The sequence below is a fragment of the Azospirillum sp. B510 genome (genome assembly GCF_000010725.1).
Lineage (GTDB): Bacteria > Pseudomonadota > Alphaproteobacteria > Azospirillales > Azospirillaceae > Azospirillum > Azospirillum lipoferum_B.
The window spans coordinates 20,001-33,485 of the sequence record NC_013859.1; the positions used below are offsets into that span (position 1 = coordinate 20,001).

A 13,485-nucleotide genomic window follows, 5' to 3' on the forward strand; every position below is an offset into this window, starting at 1 on the left:
GACCGTACCCCAAACCGACACAGGTGGACTGGTAGAGTATACCCAGGCGCTTGAGAGAATGGTGTTGAAGGAACTCGGCAAATTGCCCTCGTAACTTCGGAAGAAGAGGGCCCCGTTTTGGCGCAAGCCAAGGCGGGGGGCACAGACCAGGGGGTAGCGACTGTTTACTAAAAACACAGGGCTCTGCGAAGCCACACAAGGCGACGTATAGGGTCTGACGCCTGCCCGGTGCCGGAAGGTTAAGAGGAGAGGTGCAAGCCTTGAATTGAAGCCCCGGTAAACGGCGGCCGTAACTATAACGGTCCTAAGGTAGCGAAATTCCTTGTCGGGTAAGTTCCGACCTGCACGAATGGCGTAACGACTTCCCCGCTGTCTCCAACACCAACTCAGCGAAATTGAACTCTCCGTGAAGATGCGGAGTTCCCGCGGTCAGACGGAAAGACCCCGTGCACCTTTACTACAGCTTTGCAGTGGTGCTAGGGACTTCATGTGTAGGATAGGTGGGAGGCTTGGAAGCCTGGGCGCCAGCCCGGGTGGAGCCAACCTTGAAATACCACCCTTGAAGTCTCTGGCATCTAACCGTGGCCCGTGATCCGGGTCCGGGACCCTGCATGGCGGGTAGTTTGACTGGGGCGGTCGCCTCCCAAAGTGTAACGGAGGCGCGCGATGGTGGGCTCAGAGCGGTCGGAAATCGCTCGTCGAGTGCAATGGCATAAGCCCGCCTGACTGCAAGACTGACAAGTCGAGCAGAGACGAAAGTCGGCCATAGTGATCCGGTGGCTCCACGTGGACGGGCCATCGCTCAACGGATAAAAGGTACGCCGGGGATAACAGGCTGATGACTCCCAAGAGTCCATATCGACGGAGTCGTTTGGCACCTCGATGTCGGCTCATCACATCCTGGGGCTGGAGCAGGTCCCAAGGGTTCGGCTGTTCGCCGATTAAAGTGGTACGTGAGCTGGGTTTAGAACGTCGTGAGACAGTTCGGTCCCTATCTGCCGTGGGTGTCGGAGTTTTGCGAGGATCTGTCCCTAGTACGAGAGGACCGGGATGGACATACCTCTGGTGCACCGGTTGTCACGCCAGTGGCATGGCCGGGTAGCTAAGTATGGACGGGATAACCGCTGAAAGCATCTAAGCGGGAAACCCACCTCTAAACCAGAGCTCCCTTGAGAGCCGTGACAGACCATCACGTCGATAGGAGGCATGTGGAAGGGCGGCGACGCCTGAAGCTAAGCCTTACTAATCGCTCGATCGGCTTGATCCCAACCCCACACAACCGCGCCATGCGCAGCAGCAAGTCTGCTTGACGCAAAAAAAGCCGGTTCGATACATCCTCATCCTCACTTGCACGTTCAAGCATATGCCTTGTTGGAAGGAGCGTCGGTCTTGTGCCTCGGTGACCTGGTGGTCATGGCGAGGTGTCAAACACCCGATCCCATCCCGAACTCGGCCGTGAAAAGCCTCCGCGCCAATGGTACTGCGTCTTAAGACGTGGGAGAGTAGGTCGCCGCCAGGTCGCTCAGGCACAAGAGACAATCTTTCCAAAAACAAGCCGCTTGCATCTTCACACTCCATCATCCAATAACGAGAGACATCCGCGGGGTGGAGCAGCCCGGTAGCTCGTCAGGCTCATAACCTGAAGGCCGCAGGTTCAAATCCTGCCCCCGCAACCACCATTAGCGAACGCACCTGTTCGCGAAGGCCGGCCGCTCCCGTAGCGCCGGCCTTCGCTGCGTTTGGGCTCAGCCCGAGGCTGAGCAACGCCACCAGATCGCCTTCCAGCTCGATCTCGACGCCGCGGGTATCGGCTGTGCAGAAACGCACCGCCACCCGCTCGATCAGCGGGCGCAGGCGATCGCGCGCTTCAATCCGGTGGTCCGGGTCCTCCAGTGTCGCCGCCAGATCGGCGATCCGCTCCCGATAGAGGGCCGCCAAATTGTCGGGCAGGACCACTGCCGGCGGGGGAGGGGAGGCCAGTGCCGCCTCCAGCGTCTCGAGCTTCACTTCCAAGTCGCGCATCAACCGGTGCAGCCGGTCGGTCAGCCGGCCCTGCCGCGCGGTCGCATCGAGCCCATCGAGATCCTGGCGCACCTTCCTCAGCTCGGCTTCCATCCGCCGCTGTTCAGCAGACTGTTCCTGTCCATCCGTCCGAACCGCCTCTCGGAAGGCAGCGATGAAGGCTGCCACCATGTCATCCTGCATCAGCCGGTCACACAGAGCGTCCATCACCAGCTTCTCCAGCACGCTCCGCCGGACGCTGCCCTGGTTGGAGCAGGAGGCCGACGACAGTTTGGCGGTGTTGCAGGTGAGATAATCGCGACCGGCGTTGCCGAGCGACGTTTTGCAGCCGGCGCAGACAGCGAGGCCGGTGAGCAGATGCTGGCGGCGGTGCTCCCACGGACGCACGTCGCGGATGGCGCTGGATGCTGCGCCGTTCCGGATGTTCTGCAGCCGCTGCTGGACCCGGTCCCACAGAGCCTGCGGGAGGATGGCCAGTTCCGGCCAGGGCACGCGCACCCAATCGGACTCGTCATTGAGGCTGGCGACGCGCTTGGCATCGTCCGCCGGGTTGCGGCTGAAGCTCTGGCGGTTGAACACCAACAGGCCTATGTAGAGCGCGTTGCGCAGGATACCGCTCGCCCGCTGGTGATGGCCGCGGATCGTGGTATCACGCCAAATGCCGCCGCGGGGACCGGGAACGCCGCGGTCGTTGAGGTCGCGAGCGATCTGCTTGGGGCTGTGGCCGCCGGCGAAAGCGGTGAAGATATCGCGGACCACCGCCGCCTGCTCCTCGACGATCTCCCAGTGCCGGTCGACCAGTGTGCCGTCCTCGGCATGGACCTTGACCACCCGGTACCCGTAGGCGAGGCCGGTGATGATCTCGCCCTTGCGGACCTTGTCGAGGATCGAGCGCCGGGTCTTGAAGGCGACCGCCTCCAGGTAGAGGGCGTTGGAGATGCCGCTGACGGCGACGTGGATGTTGCTGACCTCGCCTTCGGCCAGGGTGACGAGACGAACGCCCCGGTGCTTGAGCCGTTTGAAGAGGGCGTGGCTCTCCTCCGGATCGCGGGTCAGGCGGTCGAGCGCCTCGGCGAAAACGATGTCCGCCCCGCCGGCATCGACGGTGCGCAGCATGGCCTGGTAACCCTCCCGCGCCTTGGTCGCGCCACTGATCATTGCATCGGTGAACTCACCGGCCACCTCCCATCCCTTGGAAGCGGCGAAATCCTGGCAGAGTGCCAACTGGGCCTGGATGGAGGATGGGTCCTGCTTTTGATCGGAGTAACGGGCGTAGATGACCACCCGGTCACCGATGGTGCCGTTGGGCCGGCTGGATCTCGGCTTGCGTCTCATGAGGGCGTGTCCTTTCCGGGGCAAGGGGGGTCAGGAGAGGGACGCGGCGATGATGCCGATCGTGATGATCAGGCAGATCAGGGCGATCAGCAGCAGCAGCCGGAGGTCGGTGATGCCGCGGGAGGACCGCAGGAAGCGGCGGGCCTCGGTACGGGCGATCAGGCGCACCAAGTCCAGCAAGGTCTCTTCGACGCGCTGGAGGCGGTGGTCCACTTCCAAGGGCGAGGATTCGGCGGGCACGGGGATGGCCGGTTCGATTTTGCGGAGGGATACTGGCATGAAGAGCTCCTGCAGTAGTAGATCGGAGACGCTTCCGATCCGGCTGCAGAGCAGCGTGCCGCACCTGTGCTCCTCCTGGTCTCCGCGTTTGCCTCGGAGGAGATGCTCGTGGAAATAAAGTTCTTGACACGCGCAGCGTATGGCGGTGCCGGCATCGCCACATGTCCAAGCCGTGCTGCGGAGACGCAGGTGGAGCAGATCACGCTGGATACTGGCGGCCTCATGTCGCCGTCTGCCCAGCTACTCGCCGCTGATCTTGTTGGAATTTCCAGGGCAAATGCAGCTGATCTTCTCGGCACTCAAGATAATCGGCGCTACCTTTGCCGCGTGCTCGCCTTCATGCTCGAACACCAATCGAAAAGGTCTGGAAAGGTCCCGAAAGATCGTTATGAGATGCTGATATTTACGTCCTATTCATTCGAATTTCTTGTGATCAGATATCATCCTTGCGGTGCTTTGAAATCGCTGCGGCGTCACGCATAAGCTGATGGGCAGTCGCTTGTGGTGGTACCGGTGCTGGAACCCAATGCGTGACGTCATCATCTTTCACAAATGACTTAAAATCGTCCACCCAATAGCCGATCTGTTCGATCCAACGTACAAAGATGCAGTAATCGTCCTTTGGTTCGCCCCATGTCTGGTGCTTCATGTAGTCATCCGACATCGCGACGAGGATCCTCGACCCGTCGCGCGGAGCCGTTTCAATCGGTTGCCAGTCAGTCATTGAGTAATCTCCCAGGTGATGAGATTCCGGTTTAAAGGCCAGCAAGCGCCAACATCACCCTATCTCCAGCTCATATTGTTCAAAGGCGCAAGCGGAGCAGGTCATGCTGGATACTGGTAACGAGAAGAGCGAGCAGCATCGTCTCGGGGTCGGCCGTGGTGGCTGCCTGGCGCAGTCGAACGGACAAGATTATTAACTTCGCGTCAACATCGGCCCAGTTGTTGGCTGGCAGCTTCGTCAGGCTTTCCAAGGAATCGACTAGGCGGTCGCAACGGTCGGCGATTTCCTGTTCACTCTCGTGATGGTTACCTGGACCACTGTCGGTCAGCCATCGCCGGGCGAGGCGTCCGACCGGCGTTTCCGGCCGATCGGCGGGATCAGGGTGCGGCGTGGCAGGGTGGTCCATCATTTCGCCTCTTCCCCATCATTGACGCAGGCTGAGCGTGGTGGTCGATACCGCGGCCGCCCGGCCCTCCTCGTCACGACAGATCGATTGCTGGACATCGATCGTCATCGTCAGATTGACGCCACGGGCCAGGGGCATCGCCCAATCGAGGATTTCCGAGGCGTCGGTCAGAAGGCGGTGTATCTGCGTGTAGCAGTCATATTGGCTCACCAGCGGCTTCCATGGTTGCGGTGCGTTCCGCCGGGCCGCGACGACCAAGAGGTGGGCGTCGTCGAGTGCTTCGGCGATCGCTCCCAGAGCGCAGAGGACATGGTCGTCATCGACCTGATGTTGCCAGACCACGAGATCGGCGGTCACGACAGGGACAAGATCGGCTGTTTCAATCACCGCTTTTGGTCCGTCCGTGGGTGTCGTGGCGAAGAGCCGGACTTCGAAGGCATTGAGGGTGGCGGAGAGAGGATCGGTGGCCAGTGCGGCCTTGCCCGGCGGGAGCATGAGATCGGTCGAGGTCATGTGGAAATACCTCCAGGGCTGAAGGGGGATGGGAGTGTTGTGTCCGGCCTTCGCGGAACCGCAGATCAATTCAATGCTTGCGAGAACCGAGCGGCGATCGGTGTCTATCGAGGGACGCGGCCGTTACGAGGTCCGGTCGAGCCAGTCCAGTTGGCCGGCGATGGCCTCATCGTCCAGCCCGGCAGCGGCAAGCAATGCAGCCAGCTGCATGCGTCCATGAGCGCTGCGGGTCAGATCGAGGATCCGCTTGGCCTGCCGCTCTGCGGCCGTCTGCGACAGGCTGATGTCCACCTCTCCGAACCCGGCAGCCGCGAGTGCCGCGCGGATGTCCTGGAATACAGCAGCGACACGGGGCGGATAGGTCAGAGGGTCGGGGGCGGTGGTGCTGTAGGTCACGACGACATTACCGAAGCGGATGATCCGCCACGGTAGGATAGCGGGAAAGGGAGCATCATCGATCCGAACCCACAACCGGCCATTTTCGACATGCGAGCTGATGGCGACGACGAACCCCTGCGGGACCACGGCGCGGACGATGCGGAGGGCCGCGTCCCGATCCGTACCGCTGTAAGAGCGGGGCATGGGCTGGTGGCCTCCCGATATGAGTCGCCGTCCCCTGTTTGGCCATCGGGACGGCAGCAGGGTCAAATAGGTGTCGGGATCGAGAAATTGTGGCCGCCGTCGCATGAGTATGCTGCCGCAGCTGCTACACAGTGCAAAGGTTTCGGGGTCGCCAAGCGGCCCCACAAGGAGCCAGGTTTCGGGACCGGCGCGGTCCTGGTCGTGCCAGATGCCGCAGCGTGCACAGCGGCAGGTCTCGGCCGTCGATGGCACAGTCTTCATCCGAGATGGCTTCGTCCGCTGCTTCCTCATCAGATGTCCCCACTCTGTTTGCCGGAATTCACCGGGCGAGCCGCAGCGCCGAGGATGGGGAGCAAACGGAGAAGTGCCGTTGCCCTGTTGCTGACACCGAGCGTCCGATAGACCGCGGTGAGATGGATCTTGACCGTTCCCTCGGTCATCCCGAGCGTGGCAGCAATGACCTTGTTGCTGTGGCCGTGTACAAGCTCCGCCGCAACCTCCCGCTGCCTTGCGGTCAGGGCAAGCGCAGGGTCTAGGGCGCTTGGCAAAATCCTGTTCTCCTCTGGACCGATTGCTGCTGCGGGCCAGCAACTGCAGCCGGCAAGAGCCAGTTGGAATAGGCTGTTACACAACGCTGGTGTTTCCTTCCCGGTCAGGAGCCCGCATGCTCCTGCACTCCGCAGCGCTGCTAAGCCGCTGGCCCCGCCGTTCCCAGCAGCAAGGAGAGCTCCCGCCTGTCGGCGCCCGACCAGCGCCGTCACCCACGATGTATTCAAGCCAGCGGTCCCGGCATGCACGATGATGAGAGCCGCGGTCGGTCCGGCCATCGCCGTGTCGAGGCTGTCATGTGCCTCGACGGTGCCGATAGACGCGACCTGCCCAAGCAGCGTGACCATGCCCTGCAAGGCAAATTGATCACTGGCGACAATGATGGCGGTTCTTGGCGTGGGCAGCGGGCGATCCTCGAAAGCAAATGGCGTTTCGCTGGCTGGAACCGGGAGGCCAAGCAGGGGAGTGTGCATCGCGACCTCATCTTTGATCGGGAAGTATTTTGGTGACGGGTGTCGGGGAAACCGAGGCGGGTCAGCCGACGACATGCGAAGCGTCATCCGCGCCGTCGATGCGGGCGATCAGATCCCGGGCTTGGCGGATCAGCCACCCCGGCGCATATTCGGGGTCATCGTTGCCTCGATCGACGATCGTCTCCGCTTGCTCTCTCGCGATGTCGAGGTCACCGGCCGCATGGTGGTGCAGCGCCGCGCGCAGGAGCAAGTCGGGACGCCCGCCGTTGGCGGCACAGTCCCGTTCAGCACGTTCAGCAATCCGACGCAGCCGGGAAATGCGGGCTGCAGCGGATTCGACGGACGGTTGCATGGATTTCATAGCAATGGGTCCGGAGTGATCGATGGGTGGCGTCCGGCTGGACCGCGGCGCCGCAGAGCGCGGCCGCGGCCCAGCCGGACGCCACCTCCGCTCCACGCTACGGGTCGTTCATCCCAGGTTCGGGTGGTCGGATGGATTTTGGCTCTTATGCTTGCCGACCTGCCCGCCTCCGGGTGGGTGGGACAGCTGTGGTGGCCGGCTCCCGCCGGTCGTGGGGCATGGGACAGCGGCTGCGAGCGCAACCATCATGATCAGGGGCTTCCAGGGTCGGGGGCATGCCGTCGTTTATCGGCATTTGGATTTCCATATGGATTGGGAGCCTCTGATGCAGTTTGCCTTCGTCTCCAGGTTGCTGGTTGCAAGCCTCCCGTTCATCCTGCCGCTTTCGGCACGGGGCGGGAGCGTCTCCGCGCCGCGAGGCAGAGCAGCGACAACTGGCATGAGGTCTGGTCGAATCAGCCACATGCGCGTGACCCCTTACGAACCCCGATCAACGAGCGCTTGCTAAGGTGGAGTCCCGACATCCCCGCCGACAAGCAGCAGATCCATCGGTTCGAACCGGAGTAACACAACTCTGCAAGATAACATTGGCGATGTTATCTTGCAGAGTGACGTGAACGGACCGCCAGTGTGGGCGGTGCCCAGCGCCCTCGGCGTGCAAAAGCAAGCCAACCTCACTGTCGGGATCCGCCCCGATCAAATCTCTTTTGACAGGATCATCCGAAGAACGGCGCGTCTGAAGCCCCGCCCGATATTGTCCAACCGTCGGTTCCAGTCCGCCGCCAGCCACGGCGGGACGTCATTATTTTCCGCAAGCTCAAACAGGACGCGCCGCACGCGTGGAACCCCGTAGGCGCGGCAAAGGCGCACGACATCGCGGAACGTCGGGCGCGCCAGGGTGAGGGCGATCAGATGATCTGGAGCGTGTGCCGCACCCGGATTGCTCCAGGCCCGGTCAAAGGCGAGGCGGGGCGCCTGTTGCAAAAGCAACCGATAGAGACCGGGCCCGAGGGGCTCTAGCCTCTCCGCCTGCCCCAGTTCTTCCAACCGAATCCCGACTTCCGGCGTCATGGCGAAGCAGACAAAATCGCCCCTTATGGCAATGAGCATCCCAACTGGGCCGATCATGCCCAGCACAGCGGACCGATCCCCGACAATGATGACGGTAGTCACCGTGGCGGACGCATTATCCTGGGGATCAGCCGGCGTCTTTCGTGCCTGGGCGCAATGACCGGCCACGGACTCATGCCCCTCCGTCTTTAAGGTTCGGCGTAGGGGCTGCCGGATCGGTGGACCCATTCCGATGGGCCGGCCGCCGCGCCCTCTTGACGCGGTCGATAGCCGCCAGAGCGGCGGGGAGCGTCTCGACCAGCCTCTGGTGCGCCATGATCACGGTGTCCGCCGCCTCGGGCGACAGCGAGGTGATGGTCTCTTCCGCAAGGTTCCGCTGGCGCTCCGTCAGAGGTAGGCTATCGATCACGGCGCGCAATGCCTGGGTGCGGGTCGGGTCGAGCATGGGCCTCTCCTCGGAGTGAGCTGGTTCGATGGGCGGGTTCATGGCTTGGGTCATCCATCACAACCGACAGAGCGTTCAGCCCGTGCGCTGTTGGAGATGTTGGTCGGGTGCTGCGCGGGCAGGTCGAGGCTTGGCATGCCGAAGAGACGGTTCCATGGACGGTCAGCCAGGCCATCGAGGTCGCGCAGACAGACGTCCTCCCCGCTCGGGCGGATACCGACCAGCTGCCCAAAGAACATGGCAGCCGAATAGAGGCAGGCGCGATCGGTGACGACTGTCAGGATGGCGAGGTATGGGTGTGGCTCTTCGCCGAGGTCGATGGGCCGCATCCTTGGGCTCGTGTCCGGGTCCACGACATCCTCCGTCTCCCACCGGCCTTGGCGGCGGTACAGCCGGCCATCAGGGCTGAGCCTGTAGCGGCCATCTCCGGATTCCAGCGTCAGCGACTTGGCTTGGCATGTGCCCGGCGCCAAGCCATCCGGGAGCGGCACCTGGACGATGATCGTATCGCAAAGGCCCACAGCAGGCTCATCTCCGTCCGTCGGCGGTCGGTATTCCATCGGCCTGAGGTGTTCGGGAAGTTCTGGCGGAGGCAACATGCCGCAGCTTCGCACCCGAAAGTGATTCCGGCTTCAGCGAATGTTGTATAAATAAACTCCGTGTATCCGGCGTCAACCCGGAATGCAGGCGCCCGTCCACCGGATGCTCCCGCGCGGGCTCCGTCCTGCTGCCGGCATCTCCGGACGCTGATGTGCCGGGAGTGCTGGATGTGCCTGTGCCGGCTCCATTCCTTCAGAAGGACCCTTCCATGACCGTGACTGGTTACGGCCAGACCTATGCCGAAGCATTGGCCGATGCGGAATCGAAACTCCAGGCCGAGCGCGATGCCGAAACCGTCGGACAGATCGGCGGCGGCATCTTCGGCCTGCTGGTCGCCGCCATCCTCAGCACAGGCTGGCTGCTGGCCAACGCCGCGTTGCGCCCCATCGCCGGCGCCGCCTATCTGGTGTTGGCCGGGGCGATGATCTGGCTGGTCAACGCCGTGGCCGACCTCATCCTAGGCGGGGTCGAGACTGGCCTGATCGGCCTGCTCCTCCTTGTGATGGTCAAGATCGCGCTTCTCGGTCTGTTCATCGGGCTCGCCTTCCAGTCGCGTTCGGCGATGCTCAGTCTGGAACTGGTCGAGGCCCGCCTGCTCCATGGCTGCTTCGCCGCCAGCCCGGCCATCGGCATGATTGTTCACATCCTGCTCTATGGTCTGACCGCTGTCGGTGGCTACCTCTTCGCCGCAGTCCTGATCCGGCGCGGTGCCTCGCTGATCCTGGAGCGGCAGGCCTTTGTCCAGTCCTTCGGCATCGAGGACACGCTGATGATGGTGGTCAATGGTCCCGCGCCGCCCTGGGCGATGGTGGCGGCCATCATCGCGGCGGTCGTCGCCCTGCTCCGCCGGCGCTATTCCCATCCCTTCGCCCGGCACTTTACCCTGTTGGGACGGCTGCGGCCGGCATAGGCGATCATCCGCGCGACGTCATCGGTCCGCCGGTGCCGGCTATGGCCGCTTGCCGTCCGGGCGCAGCAGGGTCAGGGCCTCGACCTGCCGGAGCGCCACCTCGGCCTCCCGGTCGCTCAGGCCGCGCAACACCTCGCGCAGCCGCATGTCGGTGGCGGCCCGGGCCGGTGACACCACCGCCTCGCCGTCGTCGAAGAAGTCGACCAACGGCACGTCCAGGCGGCGCGACAGGCGGTCGAGCGTCTCCAGCGCCGCAAGCACCCGGCCCCGCTCGATGTTGCTCACCGTCTCGACGCTGCGGTCGATCGCCGCAGCCACATCCTCCTGGCTGAGGGCCCGGCTCTCGCGCAAGGCCCGCAACCGTTTTCCTATCCTGCGTTTCAGGTCATCGCTCATGAGCCGGAGTTTCGTTCCGGGTGAGTGGCTTGACCACGAAACGGATTCCTATTATGCAACGATCACTTGAAATCAGGTCGAGGCTGAAGCCGAACCGCGACGGCGACCGGCCCGGACCTGCCACTGCCGGGGACCCATCATGCCGTCCGTCTTCTCTGCCGCTGTTCGGATCGGCGCCATCCTGTTCACCGCGGCGCCGGCGTTCGCAGCTTCCGTGACGATGCTAGGGGTTTCGCCGCTCCAGGCCCAATCCTATGGCTTCGCCGTCGGCGATCGGCTGCCCGTCTTCCGCTATCACGGCGAGGACGGCGTCGCCCATCGCACCGACGAGTTCCGGGGCCGCTGGTTCCTGTTCAAGCGCGGTGCCGACTGGTGCGTGCCCTGTCTGGCGGAGCGCCCGGGGCTGGACGCCTTCATGCGGGTCCATCCCGAGGTCCCCGTGGTGATGATAGTGGCGGTCAGCCGGGCCAGCCCCGCCGGTGCCGACCCGCAGCGGCAGATGCAGCGCGACGTCGCCCACCAGCGTAGCCACGGCTTCGACCCACGCATCGTCGCGGTCCAGGACGGCCGCCAACCAAGCCAGGACGAGCTGCCGGCGCCCAAGGAGATCGAACCGGTGCCGTTGACCGCCGTCATCGATCCCAATGGCGTCATCGCCGCGCTGTGGACCACGACCCACCGCTACGAGCGCTTCCACGAGCGCAAGGGCATCGCCGGCCGGCGGGAGCCTCGCTTCGGCGACTATGTCGAGGCGGTGCTGCTCTGCAAGGGAGCCGCCCTGTCCACCGTCGGCGAGGAGTCCCGGACGCTCGCCCGCAGCCTCGACGCCTCTTGTTCCTGATCCTGCGTTTCCGGAAAGCCACCGCCATGGTGAACATTTACACTCCCACCGCCCAGGACGGCCTGAGCAGCGCCGAGATCGTCCTCTACGACCAGTTGATGGACTACCGGGCCCAGTTGGGGTTGCCGGCCATCCCGCTGTCGAAGGCCCTGACCACCACCGCGGCCCGCCACGTCGTCGACATCGCCGACAATCTCGGCACCGCCGTGCCCGACCAATCGCCGGGCGAGAGCCGTGCCCACAGCTGGAGCGATGCCGCGTACAACGCCAAGGACGCGACCAGCTATGGCGCGATGTGGGGGGCGCCGGCGCGTCTGGGCACCGGCTATGCCGGCTATGGCTTCGAGAATCTCATCACCGGGACCGGCAGCGTCGTGCGTGGCACGCCGGAGCAGACGGCCTCCGTGCTCCTCACTGCCTGGAAGATGAGCCCCAGCCACAACGCCGTCATGACGAACCAGGGCGATTGGAAGCCCTACAGCTGGAACGCGGTCGGCGTCGCCGTCTATAAGAACTCGGCGGCGATCTGGTTCGGCCGCGAGGCCGATCCCACCGGGGGTCCCGCCATCGACGGCTTCGACCCGCTGCGCTACCTCGCCGGCAATGCCGACCTCGCCCGGGTGATCGGCACCGACAGCGCCGCCGCGCGGTCGCATTACATCCAATCCGGTGCCCGCGAAGGCCGGTCGACGACCGCTTTCAACCCCTACCAGTATCTTGCCGGCTATGGCGACCTGATGGCCGCCTTCGGCAGCGACGCCCAGGCGGCCGGGATCCATTACATCCAGTCCGGCCTGCGGGAGGGACGCAGCGCGACGGCGTTCAATGCGGACGCCTATCTCGCCTCGAACCCCGACCTTTTGGCCGCCTTCGGCTCCGACCGCAATGCCGCCTCCCGGCATTACATTGATTCCGGCCGGGCAGAGCAGCGCCGTCTCGATGGCTTCGACGCCACGGCATACGAGCGGGCCAATCCCGACATTGCCGCCGCCTTCGGCGCCGACCTGACGGCGGCGACGCGCCATTATGTCGAGTACGGCTACCGCGAGCACCGCAGGACCGCCGTCCAGCCGGTCGCTGCCCAGGGGGCTCCGTTGGCCGGACCGGGTGCCGACAGCTTGCAGTCCTCGGCTCCGGTGGAGGAGAGCGACCCGATGATCGGACGGCTGGGCGAGGCGCCCGTCGACCTCACCTGGACAGCTGGGATGCTCGCCGCTCCCTTGGCGGCCCCGTTGTCGGGGATCGGGATGGGAGCGTTCCCCCGCTCCGATGCACAGGGCCTGACGCTCGCCTTCGCCGGGCCGGTCTGATCGGCATGAGCATTCCACACCGTTCTCCCATATTCACGAGGGCCGTATGACCAGATTGAAGTGGGCTGCCGTTACGCTGTGTGCCGCCACCTTGTCGCTGGCGGCATGCCAGACCTCCCGTCCCGTCGACCGCTCCCAGCTTGCGGGCATCGCCCTGGCCGACAGGGCGTATGCCGATGAGGCGGCCGACTGGGGCATTTCGCCGCGCGGCACGCTGCTGGTCGGCGGCTATCACGCCCGCACGCCGACGGCGGTTCCGGGCGCGCGGACCATCGCGACCGCGGACCTCTTGCGGCTGCTCACCACCGACCCGTCGGTGGTGCTGGTCGACGTGTTGGGCGGGTCCGCCCATCCCGGTCTGCCGCAGTCGGTCTGGCTGGTGGACGCCGGGCTGGGCAAGGGCTTCGACGATCCGCTGCAGGCCAAGCTCGGTGAGCGGCTGGCCCAGCTCACCGGCGGCGACCGGCAGCGGCCGGTCGTCTTCTACTGCCTGTCGGCGGAATGCTGGCTGTCCTACAACGCCTCGCTGCGGGCCGTGGCGCTCGGCTACCGCTCCGTCCTCTGGTACCGCGGTGGCATCGAGGCGTGGAGGGCGGCCGGACTGCCGATGGCGCCGGCTATTGGCGGCTGGTAGGCGACCAGCGAGAGAAACCAACCATCAAGGAGAC

At 64.4% G+C, this 13,485-nt stretch carries 15 protein-coding genes, 1 tRNA gene and 2 rRNA genes (1 of these 18 cut by a window edge); 7 read left to right on the plus strand and 11 right to left on the minus strand.

The genetic code is table 11. The features are described from left to right. The 3 genes from AZL_RS30125 to AZL_RS30135 form a co-directional block, all read left to right on the plus strand. Positions 1-1,267 (plus strand): 23S ribosomal RNA (locus tag AZL_RS30125) (it extends 1,478 nt beyond the left edge of the window). A gap of 136 nt (positions 1,268-1,403) precedes the next feature. Then, positions 1,404-1,519 (plus strand): 5S ribosomal RNA (gene rrf / locus AZL_RS30130). Positions 1,520-1,599: 80 nt separating this feature from the next. Further along, positions 1,600-1,676: transfer RNA gene (locus AZL_RS30135), tRNA-Met, on the plus strand. On the opposite strand, the gene AZL_RS37735 is transcribed toward AZL_RS30135, so the two are convergent. The 10 genes from AZL_RS37735 to AZL_RS37290 all read right to left on the minus strand — a co-directional run bounded on the left by AZL_RS37735 (position 1,633) and on the right by AZL_RS37290 (position 9,089). Beyond that, positions 1,633-3,357 carry a recombinase family protein gene (locus AZL_RS37735; RefSeq protein WP_012978161.1) on the minus strand — a complete coding sequence of 575 codons (1,725 nt, stop codon included), beginning with the start codon at positions 3,355-3,357 and terminating at the stop codon, positions 1,633-1,635. The two genes, AZL_RS30135 and AZL_RS37735, sit on opposite strands and share 44 nt — an antisense overlap. A gap of 712 nt (positions 3,358-4,069) precedes the next feature. Then, positions 4,070-4,360, minus strand: a complete 291-nt coding sequence (locus AZL_RS34975) for a hypothetical protein (RefSeq protein ID WP_086935501.1) — start codon at positions 4,358-4,360, stop codon at positions 4,070-4,072. Between the two features lie 79 nt (positions 4,361-4,439). Then, entirely contained in the window at positions 4,440-4,769 is a 330-nt protein-coding gene (locus AZL_RS34980; RefSeq protein ID WP_247894562.1) for a hypothetical protein, read from the minus strand. Between the two features lie 15 nt (positions 4,770-4,784). Further along, positions 4,785-5,279, minus strand: a complete 495-nt coding sequence (locus AZL_RS30145) for a hypothetical protein (RefSeq protein ID WP_012978162.1) — start codon at positions 5,277-5,279, stop codon at positions 4,785-4,787. 123 nt (positions 5,280-5,402) lie between these two features. Further along, on the minus strand, positions 5,403-5,861 hold the full coding sequence (locus tag AZL_RS36005) for a hypothetical protein (RefSeq protein ID WP_042446483.1): 459 nt from the start codon (positions 5,859-5,861) through the stop codon (positions 5,403-5,405). Positions 5,862-6,151: 290 nt separating this feature from the next. After that, positions 6,152-6,958: a helix-turn-helix transcriptional regulator gene (locus tag AZL_RS33715; protein ID WP_247894563.1), complete on the minus strand. Its 807-nt coding sequence runs from the start codon at positions 6,956-6,958 to the stop codon at positions 6,152-6,154. Further along, on the minus strand, positions 6,945-7,244 hold the full coding sequence (locus AZL_RS34990) for a hypothetical protein (protein WP_086935502.1): 300 nt from the start codon (positions 7,242-7,244) through the stop codon (positions 6,945-6,947). Before AZL_RS34990 ends, AZL_RS33715 begins: the two co-directional genes overlap by 14 nt. Before the next feature lie 696 nt (positions 7,245-7,940). Next, positions 7,941-8,483 (minus strand): hypothetical protein, encoded by a 543-nt coding sequence (locus tag AZL_RS30165; RefSeq protein ID WP_148219761.1) that lies wholly within the window; start codon positions 8,481-8,483, stop codon positions 7,941-7,943. Positions 8,484-8,487: 4 nt separating this feature from the next. Continuing rightward, positions 8,488-8,760 carry a hypothetical protein gene (locus tag AZL_RS30170; RefSeq protein ID WP_148219762.1) on the minus strand — a complete coding sequence of 91 codons (273 nt, stop codon included), beginning with the start codon at positions 8,758-8,760 and terminating at the stop codon, positions 8,488-8,490. A 50-nt stretch (positions 8,761-8,810) separates the two neighbouring features. Next, positions 8,811-9,089: a hypothetical protein gene (locus AZL_RS37290; RefSeq protein WP_247894564.1), complete on the minus strand. Its 279-nt coding sequence runs from the start codon at positions 9,087-9,089 to the stop codon at positions 8,811-8,813. A 479-nt stretch (positions 9,090-9,568) separates the two neighbouring features. On the opposite strand from AZL_RS37290, the gene AZL_RS37295 reads away from it, so the two are divergent. Further along, positions 9,569-10,270, plus strand: coding sequence for a hypothetical protein (locus AZL_RS37295; RefSeq protein ID WP_042446496.1), 702 nt, complete (start codon positions 9,569-9,571; stop codon positions 10,268-10,270). A gap of 39 nt (positions 10,271-10,309) precedes the next feature. On the opposite strand, the gene AZL_RS30185 is transcribed toward AZL_RS37295, so the two are convergent. Beyond that, the gene (locus tag AZL_RS30185; protein WP_012978168.1) at positions 10,310-10,666 is read right to left on the minus strand and encodes a helix-turn-helix domain-containing protein; all 357 of its coding nucleotides are present in this window, start codon (positions 10,664-10,666) and stop codon (positions 10,310-10,312) included. Positions 10,667-10,805: 139 nt separating this feature from the next. Between AZL_RS30185 and AZL_RS30190 the strand changes: the two genes are divergently transcribed. Genes AZL_RS30190 through AZL_RS30200 form a run of 3 tightly spaced genes read left to right on the plus strand, consistent with a single transcriptional unit; the run spans position 10,806 to position 13,451 of the window. Next, complete coding sequence (locus AZL_RS30190; protein WP_012975487.1) at positions 10,806-11,507, plus strand: thioredoxin family protein; 702 nt, start codon at positions 10,806-10,808, stop codon at positions 11,505-11,507. Between the two features lie 26 nt (positions 11,508-11,533). Further along, positions 11,534-12,817: a CAP domain-containing protein gene (locus AZL_RS30195; protein ID WP_012975488.1), complete on the plus strand. Its 1,284-nt coding sequence runs from the start codon at positions 11,534-11,536 to the stop codon at positions 12,815-12,817. Between the two features lie 46 nt (positions 12,818-12,863). Continuing rightward, entirely contained in the window at positions 12,864-13,451 is a 588-nt protein-coding gene (locus tag AZL_RS30200) for a rhodanese-like domain-containing protein (protein WP_012975489.1), read from the plus strand. The last annotated feature ends 34 nt before the right edge of the window (positions 13,452-13,485 follow it).

Bases quoted from the DNA above. Each gene is read 5' to 3' on its own strand.
- AZL_RS37295 (WP_042446496.1), top strand. From the start codon at position 9,569: ATGACCGTGACTGGTTACGGCCAGACCTATGCCGAAGCATTGGCCGAT.
- AZL_RS30145 (WP_012978162.1), bottom strand. From the start codon at position 5,279: ATGACCTCGACCGATCTCATGCTCCCGCCGGGCAAGGCCGCACTGGCC.
- AZL_RS34990 (WP_086935502.1), bottom strand. From the start codon at position 7,244: ATGAAATCCATGCAACCGTCCGTCGAATCCGCTGCAGCCCGCATTTCC.
- AZL_RS34980 (WP_247894562.1), bottom strand. From the start codon at position 4,769: ATGATGGACCACCCTGCCACGCCGCACCCTGATCCCGCCGATCGGCCG.
- AZL_RS33715 (WP_247894563.1), bottom strand. From the start codon at position 6,958: ATGTCGTCGGCTGACCCGCCTCGGTTTCCCCGACACCCGTCACCAAAA.
- AZL_RS34975 (WP_086935501.1), bottom strand. From the start codon at position 4,360: ATGACTGACTGGCAACCGATTGAAACGGCTCCGCGCGACGGGTCGAGG.
- AZL_RS30190 (WP_012975487.1), top strand. From the start codon at position 10,806: ATGCCGTCCGTCTTCTCTGCCGCTGTTCGGATCGGCGCCATCCTGTTC.
- AZL_RS30200 (WP_012975489.1), top strand. From the start codon at position 12,864: ATGACCAGATTGAAGTGGGCTGCCGTTACGCTGTGTGCCGCCACCTTG.
- AZL_RS30185 (WP_012978168.1), bottom strand. From the start codon at position 10,666: ATGAGCGATGACCTGAAACGCAGGATAGGAAAACGGTTGCGGGCCTTG.
- AZL_RS30195 (WP_012975488.1), top strand. From the start codon at position 11,534: ATGGTGAACATTTACACTCCCACCGCCCAGGACGGCCTGAGCAGCGCC.
- AZL_RS37735 (WP_012978161.1), bottom strand. From the start codon at position 3,357: ATGAGACGCAAGCCGAGATCCAGCCGGCCCAACGGCACCATCGGTGAC.
- AZL_RS36005 (WP_042446483.1), bottom strand. From the start codon at position 5,861: ATGCCCCGCTCTTACAGCGGTACGGATCGGGACGCGGCCCTCCGCATC.
- AZL_RS30170 (WP_148219762.1), bottom strand. From the start codon at position 8,760: ATGCTCGACCCGACCCGCACCCAGGCATTGCGCGCCGTGATCGATAGC.
- AZL_RS37290 (WP_247894564.1), bottom strand. From the start codon at position 9,089: ATGCGGCCCATCGACCTCGGCGAAGAGCCACACCCATACCTCGCCATC.